The sequence below is a fragment of the Kitasatospora sp. NPDC048540 genome (assembly GCF_040651175.1).
Classification (GTDB): domain Bacteria; phylum Actinomycetota; class Actinomycetes; order Streptomycetales; family Streptomycetaceae; genus Kitasatospora.
Genome location: NZ_JBEZIR010000036.1, coordinates 15,439 through 30,144 on the forward strand (window position 1 = coordinate 15,439; position 14,706 = coordinate 30,144).

The 14,706-nt window shown below is 75.4% G+C and carries 12 protein-coding genes; 10 read left to right on the plus strand and 2 right to left on the minus strand.

What is annotated here, in order from left to right:
- The first annotated feature begins 73 nt into the window (after positions 1–73).
- A complete protein-coding gene (locus tag AB0D08_RS16805) occupies positions 74–1,555 on the plus strand; it encodes a S8 family serine peptidase (protein WP_033821955.1) in 1,482 nt (493 codons plus the stop codon).
- A 147-nt stretch (positions 1,556–1,702) separates the two neighbouring features.
- On the opposite strand, the gene AB0D08_RS16810 is transcribed toward AB0D08_RS16805, so the two are convergent.
- Positions 1,703–2,596, minus strand: a complete 894-nt coding sequence (locus AB0D08_RS16810; protein ID WP_033821960.1) for a HipA family kinase — start codon at positions 2,594–2,596, stop codon at positions 1,703–1,705.
- 192 nt (positions 2,597–2,788) lie between these two features.
- Between AB0D08_RS16810 and AB0D08_RS16815 the strand changes: the two genes are divergently transcribed.
- The 9 genes from AB0D08_RS16815 (at position 2,789) to AB0D08_RS16855 (ending at position 13,520) form a co-directional block, all read left to right on the plus strand.
- The gene (locus tag AB0D08_RS16815; RefSeq protein WP_033821954.1) at positions 2,789–3,229 is read left to right on the plus strand and encodes an SRPBCC family protein; all 441 of its coding nucleotides are present in this window, start codon (positions 2,789–2,791) and stop codon (positions 3,227–3,229) included.
- A gap of 265 nt (positions 3,230–3,494) precedes the next feature.
- A complete protein-coding gene (locus AB0D08_RS16820) occupies positions 3,495–4,658 on the plus strand; it encodes a glycosyltransferase (protein ID WP_033821953.1) in 1,164 nt (387 codons plus the stop codon).
- A 363-nt stretch (positions 4,659–5,021) separates the two neighbouring features.
- Positions 5,022–6,527: a sugar transferase gene (locus AB0D08_RS16825; protein ID WP_033821952.1), complete on the plus strand. Its 1,506-nt coding sequence runs from the start codon at positions 5,022–5,024 to the stop codon at positions 6,525–6,527.
- 1 nt (position 6,528) lies between these two features.
- The gene (locus AB0D08_RS16830; protein ID WP_082526733.1) at positions 6,529–7,869 is read left to right on the plus strand and encodes an O-antigen ligase family protein; all 1,341 of its coding nucleotides are present in this window, start codon (positions 6,529–6,531) and stop codon (positions 7,867–7,869) included.
- Positions 7,866–9,620, plus strand: a complete 1,755-nt coding sequence (locus AB0D08_RS16835) for a lipid II flippase MurJ (RefSeq protein WP_359889485.1) — start codon at positions 7,866–7,868, stop codon at positions 9,618–9,620. The genes AB0D08_RS16830 and AB0D08_RS16835 overlap by 4 nt, the downstream gene beginning before the upstream one ends.
- The gene (locus tag AB0D08_RS16840) at positions 9,610–10,407 is read left to right on the plus strand and encodes a polysaccharide deacetylase family protein (RefSeq protein ID WP_051812037.1); all 798 of its coding nucleotides are present in this window, start codon (positions 9,610–9,612) and stop codon (positions 10,405–10,407) included. The genes AB0D08_RS16835 and AB0D08_RS16840 overlap by 11 nt, the downstream gene beginning before the upstream one ends.
- Positions 10,404–11,579, plus strand: a complete 1,176-nt coding sequence (locus AB0D08_RS16845) for a glycosyltransferase (protein ID WP_033819315.1) — start codon at positions 10,404–10,406, stop codon at positions 11,577–11,579. Before AB0D08_RS16840 ends, AB0D08_RS16845 begins: the two co-directional genes overlap by 4 nt.
- Positions 11,580–11,643: 64 nt before the next feature.
- Positions 11,644–12,366 carry a Wzz/FepE/Etk N-terminal domain-containing protein gene (locus tag AB0D08_RS16850; RefSeq protein ID WP_359889489.1) on the plus strand — a complete coding sequence of 241 codons (723 nt, stop codon included), beginning with the start codon at positions 11,644–11,646 and terminating at the stop codon, positions 12,364–12,366.
- Positions 12,363–13,520: a GNAT family N-acetyltransferase gene (locus AB0D08_RS16855; protein ID WP_063794314.1), complete on the plus strand. Its 1,158-nt coding sequence runs from the start codon at positions 12,363–12,365 to the stop codon at positions 13,518–13,520. Before AB0D08_RS16850 ends, AB0D08_RS16855 begins: the two co-directional genes overlap by 4 nt.
- On the opposite strand, the gene AB0D08_RS16860 is transcribed toward AB0D08_RS16855, so the two are convergent.
- The gene (locus AB0D08_RS16860; RefSeq protein WP_149038033.1) at positions 13,497–14,624 is read right to left on the minus strand and encodes a glycosyl hydrolase; all 1,128 of its coding nucleotides are present in this window, start codon (positions 14,622–14,624) and stop codon (positions 13,497–13,499) included. The genes AB0D08_RS16855 and AB0D08_RS16860 overlap by 24 nt on opposite strands.
- Positions 14,625–14,706 lie beyond the last annotated feature (82 nt).

Sequence of the window (14,706 nt, forward strand, 5' to 3'; positions counted from 1 at the left end):
TCACTAGCGTCCCACCCACTTACGTGTTCCTGCCATCAGTGGGGCACCACGAGACTCGGGAGGGCCATCCCCTATGAGAGTTCCTCGGATACGTCGGGCACGGCTCGCGGCGGCAGGTCTCGCGCTCGCCACCGCCGGCTCGATCGCGCTGCCGGCCGGCACCGCCGCGGCAGCCGGATCGGACCCGGCGCCCGGGCCGCTGCTCAGCTATGTGGTGAACACCCAGGCCAACCACGGCCAGGTGAAGAAGGCCGAGCGGGAGATCGCGAAGGCCGGCGGCTCGGTGGTCTACTCGTACGAGCAGATCGGCGTGGTGATCGCCCGCTCCACCGACACCGGGTTCGCGGCCAAGCTGCGGCACGTCAAGGGGATCGACTCGGTGGGCGCCAGCCGGACCGCCGGGATCGTGGCCGCGGACGTGGAGTCCACCGTCGAGCGGGTCTCCCCGGGCGCCACCCCGGCGGACGGTTCCGAGCCGCTCTGGGCCAACCAGTGGGACATGCGGCAGATCGGCGTGGACAAGGCCCACGAGACCACCCTCGGCAGCCGCCGGGTGGTGGTCGGCGTCCTGGACTCGGGCATCGACGCCAAGCACGAGGACCTGGCCGCCAACGTGGACGCCTCGCTCTCCGCCTCCTGCATCGACGGCGGCCGCCCGAACACCGACTTCAACTCCTGGCAGCCCACCACCAGCGACCACGGCACCCACGTGGCCGGCACCATCGCGGCCGCCAAGAACGGCAAGGGCATCGAGGGCATCGCCCCCGGCGTGCGGCTCGCCGCGGTCAAGGTGGTCGACGACGGCGGCTTCATCTACCCGGAGTACGCCATCTGCGGCTTCGTCTGGGCCGGTGAGCACCACTTCAAGGTGACCAACAACAGCTACTACATCGACCCTTGGCTGTTCAACTGCAAGAACGACCCCGACCAGGCCGCCGTCACCACGGCCGTCAAGCGGGCGGTCGCCTTCTCGCAGCGCAACGGCGTCCTCAACGTCGCCGCGGCCGGCAACGACAACATCGACCTCGCGCACAAGACGGTCGACGTGACCAGCCCCGACGACACCACCCCCGGCTCGCGGCCGATCGACGAGAGCTGCCTGTCGCTGCCGACCGAGCTGCCCGGCGTCGTGGTGACCAGCTCGGTGGGGGTCAAGGGCGACAAGTCCTTCTACTCCAGCTACGGCAAGGGCAAGGTGACGGTGGCCGCCCCCGGCGGTGACTCCCGCTACCAGCTGCCGGACACCCCGGACAAGAACGGCCGGGTGCTCTCCACCGTCCGCGGCGGCTACGCCTACATGCAGGGCACCTCGATGGCGTCCCCGCACACCGTCGGCGTGGTCGCACTGCTCGCCTCGACCCACCCGTGGGCCGGCCCGGACGAGCTGCGCGCGATGCTGGTGCACCAGGCCGACGACCACGCCTGCCCGGCGGTCTTCGACCCGAGCGGCGACGGCGCGTTCAAGGGGGTCTGCGAGGGCGGCACCGCCAACAACGGCTTCTACGGCGCGGGCATCATCAACGCGGCGACGGCCGCGCAGTGGTGGCGGTTCTGATCCGCTGAGCCGCGGACGGTCGGGCCGCTGAGCCGCTGAGCCCGAAGTGCCCCGCCCGGACCTGGTCCCGGGCGGGGCACTCTGCTGCCGGGTGCCAGGTGCTGGGTGCGCGGTCTCGGGGGTGGCCGGGCCGGGGGCCCGGGCCGGTCAGCCGATGTGGCGGCTCCAGTCGGACTCCACCTGCGCCCGGCCGTGCCGGTTCGGTACCTGCTTCAGCCAGTCGGGCCGGGCCGCGAGGGTCGCCGCCGCCCGTGCGGCCTCCGCGGCCCGCTGCTCCTCGGGGGTGGCGAAGCAGGTCGGCAGCCAGGCCGTCGAGGCGGCCGCCCGCGCGGCCAGCTGCGTCACGTACGCCTCCCGCAGCTCCGCCACCGAACCGAAGCCCGGTTCCTCGGCCAGCCACTCCTCCGGCACCAGGGCCACCACCTCGCGCAGCAGTGCCTCGGTGACCCGGGGCGCCAACGCGGCGTCGGCGGCGAGCACGTCCGGGTGGTAGCCGCCGAGCGCGTGCGCGGACATCGGGTACGGCTTGAGCAGCGAGGCCGCGGCACCGGACCAGCGGTGGTGGAAGACCAGCCCGGCGCCGTTGTCGATCAGCCAGAGGCGGCCGTGCCAGACCATCAGGTTGGGGTTGGCGGTGGTGCGGTCGACGTTGCCGGTCAGCGCGTCCAGCCAGACCACCCGCCCGGCCTCGGCCGGGTCGACGTCCAGCAGGCCGGGCCGGAAGTCGCGGGCGCCGGGCAGCAGGTCCATACCGAGGTTGAGTCCGGAGCTGGCCCGCAGGATGTCCTGGATCTCCGGGTCCGGCTCGTCCGCCGCGACCGCCGGGTCGAAGTCCACCAGGACCAGCGGCGGTACCCGCAGGCCCAGCCGGCGGCCCAGCTCACCCACGATCACCTCGGCCACCAAGGCCTTCCGGCCCTGCGCGGCGCCGGTGAACTTCACCACGTAGGTGCCCAGGTCGTCGGTCTCCACCACCCCGGGCACCGAGCCGCCCGCGCGCAGCGGGTCGAGATAGCGGACTGCGGTCACCTGATCGAGCACACCGGCCACCCTAACTCGGCCGCCGTGCGGGGTGCGCCCGATTTCCGGGCCCGGTTTGGGGCGCGGCCGAGGGCGGTGGTTGGCTTGACCCCGACCGTCCGGCGGCCGGGCTGCCCGGAGACACGGACCGTCCCGCAGCAGTGCAGCAGCAGTGCAACGGCAGTGCAGTCGCAGTGAATGGAGAACAGCCCCATGGGCAAGGTGCAGGCCACCACCGAGCGCGTCTACCAGGCCACCCCCGAGCGGGTGTACGAGGCGCTGGCCGACTACGCCGTCGTCCGTCCCCGCCTGCTGCCCGCGCAGTACAGCGAGTACGAGGTGAAGGCCGGCGGCACCGGGGCCGGCACCCAGGTGCACTGGCGGCTCCAGGCCACCGAGAAGCGGGTGCGCGACTGCCTGTTCACGGTCTCGGCACCGAGCCCGGAGCAGCTGGTGGAGACCGACGCCAACTCCACCATGGTGATCACCTGGACGGTGGCCGCGGCGGGCGAGGGTGCGGCGCGGGTGACGGTGGACGCGAGCTGGCAGGGCGCCACCGGTATCGGTGGTTTCTTCGAGCGGACCTTCGCGCCCAAGGGCCTCAACCGGATCCACGACGCGGTGCTCGCCAAGCTCGCGGACGAGCTGGCCTGACGGCCGATCCCTGACGGCCGATCCCTGACGGCCGGCGGGTGACATCCGGCCGATGATCAATGGCCGACAACGGATGACCGATGACAGATTTCAGATTCTGTCATCGGTCATCCGTTGTCGGCCATCCGTTGTCCGGCGCCTGCCTCCCGTCACTCGCCCCCGCACACCCGTACGGCCCACCCGCCGTACGGGTGACGTGCTTCCCCGGACGGGTGACGGGACCCGGGATCCGATGGCCCCCGGACCTAGGCTCGCCGCCGTGCGCATGACGATCCTTCATATCTCCCAGCCCGTGGACGGCGGTGTCGCCCGGGTCGTGGTGGACCTGGCCCGGGGCCAGTGCGAGGCCGGCTGCCGGGTGCTGGTGGCCTGCCCGCCGGGCGGCCGGCTGGCCGCCGAGGCCGCCGCCGTCGGGGCCGAGGTGCTGGACTGGCCGGCCGGCCGTTCGCCCGGCCCCGGCACCCTGGGCGAGGTGCGCAGGCTGGGCCGGATCGTCCGCGAGGCCGCCCCCGACCTGCTGCACCTGCACAGCGCCAAGGCCGGGCTGGCCGGCCGGCTGGCGGTCCGGGGTGCGGTGCCCACCGTGTTCCAGCCGCACGCCTGGTCGTTCGCGGCGGTCGGCGGCCCGCTGGCGGCCGCCACGCTGCGCTGGGAGCGGTTCGCCACCCGCTGGGCCCGTGTTCTGCTGTGCGTCAGCGAGCAGGAGCGGGTGGACGGTGTGGCGGCCGGTCTGACCGGCGACTGGCGGGTGGTGCCCAACGGCGTGGACGTCCGGTACTTCGCCGCCGAGGACGCGGCCGGCCGCCGGGCCGCGCGGACCGCGCTCGGCGTGGACCCGGATGCCCCGCTCGCGGTCTGCGTCGGCCGGCTGTGCCGCCAGAAGGGCCAGGACGTGCTGCTCGCCGCCTGGCCCGAGGTGGCGGGCAGGGTCCCCGGGGCGCGGCTGGCGCTGGTCGGCGGCGGCCCGGACGAGGCCGTGCTGACGGAGCTGGTGCGGGCGCTGCCCGACCCGTCCGGGGTGCGGCTGGCGGGGAACGTCGCGGACCCGCGTCCCTGGCTGGCGGCGGCCGACCTGGTGGTGCTGCCGTCCCGCTGGGAGGGGATGGCGCTGGCTCCGCTGGAGGCGATGGCCGCGGCCCGTCCGGTGCTGCTCTCGGACGTTCCGGGGGCCCGGGAGTGCCTGCCGCCGGGCCACGCCGCGTCCGCCCTCGTGCCGCCGCAGGACCCGGCGGCGCTGGCCGGCCGGCTGGCGGCGGCGCTGGCCGACCCGGGGGAGTGCGAACGCCGCGGGGTGCAGGCCCGTGCGCACATGGCGGGCCGGCACGACATCCGCGAGGTGGTGCGCCAGGTGGCCGACGTCTACGACGCGCTGCTGGGCGCCGCCGCGGTGCCCGGCGGCCGGACCCCCCGTGTCCCGGAGCGGTCCTGATCGTTTCTCAGACCGTGAATGCTCGCCGTGAATGCTCGCGGTGAAGGTGCTGCCGAATTCGCGCCGTGACCGCTGGGCCGAAGGTGCAAATCCGACGGTCTGATTAATGGGCAGGTGGAATGAAATGGCAAGTCAACTTCCTGACATCCAGGCGGCGTTCGGTATTGTCTGATTTTGCCTGCTTCGTTCCGATTCTCACCGGTCCATCCCGCGTGGATCGACCGGCGAGAGGGCCGAGAGCCGTCCGAGGCAGCAGGTGCTTACCTGGACCGCGTCCACCGGGCCGGGATCGCCGCGCGCTGGTGCGACCCGGCTCCGGCTGTCCCGTCATGGCGGGTACACAGCAGGGGAGTTCGTGCGCTGATGACCATTGACCACGAGAGTGTGCCACGGCCGGGCAGATCCCTGTCGGCGCCGCGGCGGCTCTCCGCCGAGGTGCTCGATCGGCCGGTCCCGCCGCGGACCCGCTCCGCACCCGGCCTCGGGCGGCACCGCAGGCCGTTCCGCTCCCGGGTCGCCCTGCCGCTCGCCCTGGTCGGCGTCGACAGCCTCGCGGTCTGCGGCGCCCAGGCCGCCGTCGCGGCCGCCACCGCCTCGGGACCGCACCCGCTGACCGGCGCCGCCGCCCTGCTCCCCCTGCTGCTCCCGCTCAACCTGGCCGGCGGGCTCTACCGCAACCGGCTCAGCCTCTCCGTCCTGGACGAACTCCCGGCGCTGGCCGCCCGGGCCGCCGTGGCCACCGCCTTCGCCGTCACCCTCACCGCCTGCCTGGACGGCCGCTGGCCCGGCTCCGGCCCGGCCACCCCGCTCCGGCTCACCGCCCTCCTGGCGGGCCTGCTGCTGCTCGCCGTCAGCGGCCGCGCCCTCACCTACCACCTGCTGCGCAAGGTCCGCCGCCGCCGGCCCAGCCCGGTGCTGGTGCTCGGCGCCGGCGAACTCGGCCAGCGGATCGCCGCCACCCTCACCGAGCGGCGCGAGTACGGCCTGCGCCCGGTCGGCTACGTCGACCCCGACCCGGTCCTGCTGGCCGGCGACTCCCGGCTGCCGGTGCTCGGCGGCCGCGAGGTGCTGGAGCGGGAGGTGCGCCGGCGTCGGATCCACCACGTGGTCGCCACCGAGGGCGCCGCCGACGAGGCCGAGACCGCGGCCGCCCTGCGCGACGCCGTCCGGCTGGGCTGCCAGGTCTGGCTGGTCCCGGCCCTGCGCGAGTACGGCTCACTCGGCCGCTTCCCCGCCGACCACCTGTACGGCTTCCCCTGCCTGCCGCTCGCCCGGCCCGCGATGCGCCGCCCCGGCTGGGCCGCCAAGCGGGCCCTGGACATCGTCGCCTCCGGTCTCGGCATGCTCGCCCTGGCACCGGTCCTGGCCGTCTGCGCACTGGCCGTGCGCTGCGACACCGGCCCCGGCGTGCTCTTCCGCCAGCAGCGCACCGGCCTGGACGGCAAGGCCTTCACCGTCCTCAAGTTCCGCACCCTGCGCCCCAGCAACGAGCACGAGTCGGCGACCCGCTGGAACATCTCCCAGGACCACCGGATGGGCGCCGTCGGCCGCCTGCTGCGCCGCAGTTCGCTGGACGAGCTGCCGCAGCTGTGGAACGTGCTGCGCGGCGACATGAGCCTGGTCGGCCCCCGGCCCGAGCGCCCGTACTTCGTGATGCGGTTCGGCCAGGTCTACCCCGAGTACGCCGACCGCCACCGGGTGCCGGTCGGGCTGACCGGGCTGGCGCAGGTCAACGGCCTGCGCGGGGACACCTCGATCGAGGACCGGGCCCGCTTCGACAACCGCTACATCGAAGGCTGGAGCCTGTGGCAGGACGCCAAGATCCTGCTCCGCACGGCCGCCCTGATGCTCCACCCGGACGGGAGCTGAGATGGCCCTCGCACTCCTGCGTCCGAGCCCGGCCAGCACCCTGACGGTGAGTCGGCTGGCGAGCATAGTGGCGCGACGGCCGAGCCTGTGGGCCGCCGCGACCGTCCTGCTGGTCTGCGTCCCGACCGGCGAGAAGGACGTCACGGCCGCCGTGCACGTGACCCCCGCCGACGTCGCCTCACTGGTCCTGGTCGCGCTCACCGCGCTCGACCTGGTGCGCGGCCGCGCCCCCCGGGTGGACCGCCGGGCGTGCCTGCTGTTCGGCGGGATCGTGCTGGCGGCCGCCGCCGCCACCCTCACCTCGATCGACCCGGTGGCCAGCGTCACGGGCTTCGTCCGGCTGGTGCAGATCTTCGTGCTGGTCCCCGCCGCCGTGGTGTGCTCCCTGCGGGACCGCCGCGACCAGCGGCTCGTGCTCGGCGCCTTCGTCGCCGCAGCCCTGGTCCAGGGCGTGGTCGGCGCCCACCAGTACCTCACCCGCACCGGTGCCTCCTACACCGGGCAGCCGATCCGGGCGGTCGGCACCTTCGGCGCCCTGGACATCATGGGAATGTCCACGGTGGTCAGCTTCGGCCTGCTGGCCGCCCTCGCCCTGGCGCTCGGCGAACGCGGCCCGGCCGGCAGCCGCCCGCTGCGCCTGGCGATGACCGGGGCCGCCGCCTTCCTCGCCTTCCCGCTCGCGGTCTCCTTCAGCCGGGGCAGCTGGATCGCCTGCGGCGCCGCCGCCACCGTGCTGCTGCTGCGCGCCGACGCCCGGCTGGCGGTCCGCGGCGCCGTACTGACCGCGGCCGCGGCCGTGGTGCTGGTCGGCGGCCTCGGGCTCGGGGCCTCCGGCGTCACCGAGCGGCTCAGCAGCATCGGCTCGGTGTCCGCCGCGCCGGACCAGTCGGTCAGCGACCGCTACGACCTGTGGACGACGGCCGGCCGGATCTGGCAGGACCACCCGGTCACGGGGGCCGGCCCGAAGGCGTTCCAGCGGCTGCGCGACAGTCACGCCCCCCTGCGGCTGTCCTCCGGCAGTGACGCGGCCGACGCCACCATCGGCTTCCAGCGCGAACCGCTGCTCTCCCCGCACAACATGTACTTCCTGGTCCTGTCCGAGCAGGGCCTGGTCGGCATCGTCGCGTACGCGGCGCTGTTCCTCGCGCTGCTCGCCGGCTGCCTGCGCCGGGCCGCGGACGGGCCCGGCCTGGCCGCGCTCGCCCTGCTCGGCTGGGTGACAGTCGACTTCCTCTACGCCGACATCGGCGGCACCACCACGGTGCTGACCTCGGTGGTGCTGGGCCTGGCGGTCCGGTCCGCCCTACCCGGACCGGACTCCCGCGGAGCGTACGCCGAATGACCACCGACCAGCCCGCCCCGGCGGTCGTCGCGGCGGTCCCGCCGGCCCGGGCGGGCGCCGCCCAGCCCGGCGGCGCCCCGGCGGGGGACGCGCCGCCGGCCGCCCCCGCCGCCGGCCGGCGCGGTTTCCTGGCCAAGGCGTTCGGCGTCACCGCGCTGCTGAGCGCGGCCGGTTCGGCCCTCGGCCTGCTGCGCGACCTGCTGCTGGCCCGCTACTTCGGCGCCAACCAGGGCACCGACGCGTTCCTGGTGGCCTGGACGGTCCCCGAGACGGCGGCGCCGCTGCTGATCGAGGACGCGATGTCCTTCCTGATGGTCCCGGCGTTCAGCCTGGCCCTGGTACTGCGCGAGGAGCGCCCGGCCGGACCGGACCCGGTCCGGCAGCTGGTCCGGGCCACCCTGCCCTGGCTGCTGCTGGCGCTGTGCGCGCTGTCCCTCGCGGTCGCGCTGGGCGCCCCCCAGCTGGTCGCCGTCCTGGCGCCGGGCCTCGCCGACCCGGGCCTCGCCGTCAGCTGCACCCGGATCACCGCCTTCACCGTGCTGCCGTTCGGCGTCGCCGGCTACCTGGGGTCGGCGCTGCGGGCGCACCACCGGTTCACCGCGCCGGCCGCCATCTACGTCGCCTACAACCTCGGCATCCTCGCGGTGCTGCTGACCGGGCAGGCGTTCCTGGGGGTGCGTTCGGCCGCCGTCGGGGTCGCCTTCGGCAGCCTGCTGATGGCCGGCGTGCTGGTCGGCCCGTTCCTGCGGCGGCTGCGCGGGGGCCGCCGGCGGCGCCGCCGGCGGGGTACGGCGGGCCACGGCGGCCTGGTGCTGATCCCGCTGGCGATACTGCCGGTGGCCGCGTTCACGCTCACCCGGCAGGCCCAGGTGTTCATCGAGCGCTTCCTCGGCTCGGGGCTGCCGCCCGGCACCATCTCGCACCTCAACTACGCCGCCAAGGTCTCCCAACTGGCCATGACGGCGGGCATCCTGATCGTCACCGTGACCTTCCCGCTGGTCGCCAGGGCGCTGGCGGCCGGGGACCTCGCGGCCGCCCGCGACCGGGTGGAGAAGGACCTCGGCCAGGCGGCCGCCGTGGTGCTGATGGGCACCGCGTTCCTGATGGCCTGCGCCCCCTCGGTGGTGGCGCTGCTGTTCCAGCGCGGCGCCTTCGGGGCGCCCGACACCGCGGCCACCGCGGCGGTGATCCGGGTCTACAGCTTCGGCCTGCCGGCCCAGGCCATGATCGGGGTGATGGTCCGCCCGTTCTTCTCGCTGCGGCCGGTGGTCCGCCGGGCGGACGGCCCGAAGGCCGACGACGGCGGCCGCCGGCTGCTCGACTGGTACCCGGTCGCCGCGATGGCCCTCGGGCTGCTGGTCACCGTCGCCGTGGGACTCGCCGCCACCCCCGGGTTCGGCGCGCTCGGCCTCGCGGCCGGCAACGCCGCCGGCATCACCACCACCGCCGCCCTGCTGCTGCGCGGGCTGCTGCTGCGCGGGATCGCACTGCGGCTGCCCCGGGTGCTGGCCGGCCAGGCGCGGCTGCTGGCCGCCGCGGTGGCCGCGGCCGCGGCCGGCACCCTGGCCGCCACGCTCAGCGGTGACCCGCTGCTGTCCACCGTGACCGGCGGCGCCGCCGTCGTCCTGGTGTACGCGGCGGTGGGCACCGCACTCGGCGCCGCCGAGGTGCGCGGACCGGTCCGCGCCCTGGCCCGAGCCCTGTACCCCCCTGCCACGGCCGCTGAAGGGAAGCTGCCCCATGGACGCTGAAACAGCCCGGCATCCGCTCCTGCCGGCCCAGCCGGCGGTGGGGCCGGCCCCCTGGATCCTGATGTACCACTCGGTGGCCGAGGAGGAGGAGGACCCGTACCTGCTCACCGTCAGCCCGCAGCGGTTCGCCGCCCAGATGGCCTGGCTGCACCGCACCGGCCGGCGCGGCGTCAGCGTGCGCGAGCTGCTGACCGCGCGCCGGGCCGGCCGGGCGGCCGGCCTGGTCGGGCTGACCTTCGACGACGGCTACGCCGACTTCGCCCGGTACGCCGTGCCCGTGCTGCGCGAGTACGGCTTCACCGCCACCGCCTACGTGGTGCCCGACCTGCTCGGCACCGAGAACGGCTGGGACGCCGAGGGCCCCCGCAAGAAACTGCTGACCGTCGACCAGGTCACCGAACTCGCCTCCGCGGGCTGGGAGATCGGCTCGCACGGACTCGGCCACCAGGCGCTGCCCGGGCTGCCCGCCGACCTGCTGGCCACCCAGTGCCGGGAGAGCCGCCGGGCGCTGGAGGACCTGGTCGGCGGCCCGGTCACCGGCTTCTGCTACCCGTACGGCGCGGTCGACCTGCCCGCCGCCCTGGCGGTTCGCGACGCCGGCTACGACTACGCCTGCGCGATCCAGCACTCCCAGCTGACCGGCCGCTTCGCCCTGCCGCGCTGCTACGTCGGCGACCGCGACGGAGCGCTGCGGCTGCTGGCCAAGCACGGCCGCCACCGGCTGCGCGACGCCGTCACCGGACTGCGCCGCACCACCCTGGTCCGCCCGCGCGAGGAGCGGTCATGAAGATCCTGCACGTGATCACCGGCCTCGCCTCCGGCGGCGCCGAGCGCCAGCTCCAGCTGGTCCTGCGGCACCTGCCGCCCGAGCACCGCTGCGAGGTCGCCACCCTCACCAACCCGGGGACGGTCGCCGCCGCGCTGCGCGCCGACGGCGTCACCGTGCACGACCTCGCGATGCGCGGCAACCGGGACCTCGCGGTGCTGCCCAGACTGACCCGGCTGATCCGCTCCGGCGGCTACGACCTGGTCCACACCCACCTGTACCGGGCCGGGCTGTACGGCCGGCTGGCGGCCCGGCTGGCCGGGGTGCGGCCGGTGGTCGCCACCGAGCACTCGCTGCAGCCGGGCGTGATCGAGGGCCGGCCGACCTCGCGCGGCGTCAAGGCGCTGTACCTGGCGGCCGAGCGGCTCGGCACCGTCACCATCGCGGTCTCCGGGCAGGTGGCCGGCACCCTCGGCGACTGGGGGGTGCCGCCGGCCCGGGTGCACCTGCTGCCCAACGGCATCGACGCCGCCCGCTACGAACTGCCCACCGCCTCCCGGTACGCCCTGCGGCAGAACCTCCGCGCCGCGCTCGGCCTGCCGCAGCAGGCCTGGGTGGTCGGCGCGGTCGGCCGGCTGGTCCCGGGCAAGCGGTTCCACGTGCTGATCGACGCGCTGGCCGAGCTGCGCACCGTCGCCGAGCGCCACCCGGCGCTGCGCGAGCCGTGGCTGCTGCTGGTCGGCGCCGGCCCCGAGCGGGCGGCGCTGGAGCAGCACGCCGAACGCCTCGGGGTGGGCGCCACCGTGCTGTTCACCGGCGAGCGCGAGGACGTGCCCGACCTGCTCGCCGCGATCGACGTGCTGGCCGCGCCCTCGGCCGAGGAGACCTTCGGCCTGACCGTGCTGGAGGCGCTGGCCGCCGGACTGCCGGTGCGGCACAGTGCCTGCCCGGCGCTGGACGGGCTCGGCCCGCAGGCCGCGCCGGAGGCGGTCCGGCTGCCCTCGGAGCCGGCCGCGTACGCCGCCGCGCTGCGCGAGCTGTGGAGCCGGCGCAGCGCCGCACTGCCCCAGCCGCCCGCGGTCCGGCACTACGACATCACCCGGATCGCCGCCGAACTCGGCGCGCTCTACGACCGGTTGGCGCCGCCCGCCGACACCGCCGGACGGCGGCGCCGGGCCGGCGCCGGGGTCTGAACCACCATCTGTCAGTCCGCAGCGGGCCGGACGTACCGGCGCTGCGTCGAGCGAGGAGCTACCGATGTCCGATCTGCGCCGAAGCGCCCGTGCGCTGGCCCGCCGCTGGTGGCCGGTGGCCGTGGCGGTCCCGCTGGGGGCCGTCGCCGGGGCCGGCTACGCGGCCGTCTCGCACCCCTCCTACACCGCCGACTCCTACGTGGTGGTGGTCCCGGCGGAGACGGGGGACGGCGCCGCGGCGGTCAACTTCGCGCAGGCGTACGGCCGGCTGGCCGGGCAGCCGCAGGTGCTGGCGGCGGCCGCGGCGCAGACCGGGCACAGCATCGCCGAGCTGGCGGGCCTGGTCAGCGGCACCACCTCGCCGGACGCACCGGTGATCGACATCAGTGGTTCCGGCGGCCGGCCGCGGGACGCGGTCCGGGCGGCCGACGCGGTGGCCGGTTCGCTGATCACCTTCGCCAACGCCAGCAGCAAGGAGACGGGGGTGCGGCTGGTGCCGCTGGCGCCCGCCGCCGAGCCGGAGAAGCCGACCACGCCGTCGGCCGCCCTGGACACCGGGGTCGGCGCGGCGGCGGGCGTGCTGGCGGGGGCGCTGGTGATGCTGACCCGCCGCCGGCCCGCTGCCGATCCGTCGCCCGATGCGGTGCCCGACGCCCCGGCCGAGGAGCGCTCCGGCCCGCCGCGCCCGCGGGGCACCGCCGCCACCGAACCTGCCGCCGCCGCACCGGCCGGTACCGAGGCCGCCGCCGCCCCGAAGCGGCCGGCGGCGGCGAGGAGCCCCCGGTGACCACCGAGCTGACCTCGGCCGGCCTGCCGGCCCGGGCCGCGGTGCCCGTCTGGACCACCGAGGTCCGGCGCCAGGACGACGCGCTGGAGCGGCTGACCGGGGAGTGGGACGCGCTGGCGGCCCGCTGCGGCTCGGCCACCTCCTTCCAGGCCGCCGGCTGGCTGGCCTCCTGGTGGCGGCAGTACGGGCGGCCCGGCGGCCTGGTGGTGGTGCTGGTCCGCCGGGACGGCCGGCTGGTCGGCGCCGCGGCGCTGCGCCGCCGCGGCCCGTTCGGCGGCCTGACCAACCTCGGCGGCGGCCTGGTGGACTTCACCGACGTCCTGCTGGACGACGACTGCGCCGACCGCGCGGCCGCCGAACTCGCCGCCGCGCTGCCGCTGCGCCGGCCCTGGCACAGCCTGGACCTGCGCGAGGTGCACCCGGACGCGGCCGTCCACCGGGTCCACCGGGCCTGGCCCGGCCGCCGGTACCGGTTCGACGACTCGCTCTGCCAGTACCTGCCCGCCGTGCCGATGGAGGAGCTGCTGAAGCGGCTGCCGGGCAAGACCGCCCAGCGCAGCCGGGTCAAGCAGCGCAAGATCGCCGAGGCCGGGGTGGTGGTCCGGGCGACCGCGCCCGAGGAGGTCCCGGAGGCGGTCCGGGAGCTGCTGCGGCTGCACTTCCTGCAGTGGCAGGACCGCGGGGTCACCCCGGAGCACCGCACCGAGCGGTTCGCCGCCCACCTGACCGACTCCACCGCCGCGCTGGTCGGCTCGGGCCGGGCCGCGATGCACCGCTACTGGCTGGACGGCGAACTGGTCGCGGTCAACCTGCTGGTGCTCTGCCCGGCCTTCGGCGGCCTCTACATGTACGGCGCGCACCCCGGGCTGCGCGAGCGCCTGGACATCGCCGGGCTGCTGTTCGGGGTCGCGCTGGACGAGGTCCGGGAGGCCGGGATCCCGGTGCTCAGCCTGCTGCGCGGTCAGGAGCCGTACAAGCAGCGGTGGCGCCCCGACCAGCTGTCCAACCAGCGGCTGGTGCTGGGCCCCGGGCGGCTGGCACCGGCGGCCGTCGTGCGGGCGCTCCGGGTCCGGGGGCGCCGGGCGGTGGTGGGGGTGCTGCGCAGCCGGCTGCCCCGGCTGAAGGCCGCGCTAGTGGCCCGCCGCCTGCGCTGAGGCCTGCTGCCCGGGGGTGCCGGCCGGGGCGGCGGCCGGCGCCTTGGCGGCGGTGCCGGCCGGCACCCCGGCCGAGCCGGACATCAGCTGCTTGTACCGGGCGGCCGAGCGGGGGTTGCGGTCGCACTGCCAGAAGCCGTGCGGGCAGTAGTCGGTGAGGGTCTGGTAGGCGGTGTCGTGGGTGCGCATCCAGTCCACCATCCGTTCCACGAAGACCGGGTTGTCGCCGTTGCGGAACAGCCCCCACTCGGGGTACGAGACCGGCTTGCCGCGCTTGGCGGCGAACTCGACCTGGTCCTGCAGCCCGTACGGCTCGTTCACGTAGTCGTCGAAGGTGGCGCCGGCCGGCTGGTCGTAGCTGTCCATGCCGATGATGTCGACCACGTCGTCGCCGGGGTAGCAGCGGGTCCAGGGGATGGCGTCCAGGCCGCGGGTCGGGGTGAAGTCGAAGCTGAAGTGCTGGCCCGGCACCGAGCGCATCACCCCGACGATCCGCCGCCAGTACGCCTTCCAGGCCGTCGGGTCGGGCCGGCAGCGGCTGGTGTAGGTGGTGCCGTTCATCTCCCAGCCGAGGGTGATCACGGTGTCGCCGCCGCCGAGCGCGGTCAGCTTGCGGGCCAGCTTCAGGAAGTGCGCGTCGAACTCGCCCTTGTTGCCGCGGGCCAGCAGTCGCGCCACCTCGGCGTCCGGGACGTTGCCCTCGTTGGGGACCAGCATCGGCACGCCGAGCACGAGGCGGCGCGAGGGGTCGGCCTGCCGCCACTGCGACCACAGCCCGAGCACCACCGCCTCGCCCTCGACGTCGTTCCAGCCGTTGCCCGCCAGGTAGGTGTGGCCGACCTGCATGTTGGCGCCGCCCAGCCAGCGGGCCATCTTGGCGATGTTCGGGATGTAGGTGTCCCAGGAGCCGACGAACGCGCCGAACGGCACCTCGTGCCGGGCCCGCTGCACCACCGGCCGGGGCGCTGCACCACGCTGTTCGACGGCGTCCGAGGAGAACGCGGCGTGACGCTCGGTCTGGCTCAGCGGGGTCCCGGACGGGACGCTCGCGGTGGTCACCAGCAGCAGCGCGGAGGCGGCCAGCGCCAGGCGGCCGAGTCGCATGGATTCTCCAGGCGGGGAGGGTGGGACGGCTGACCCGACAGTACGGGCACCAGCCGTCCGAAAAGCCTCATGTCACCCATTC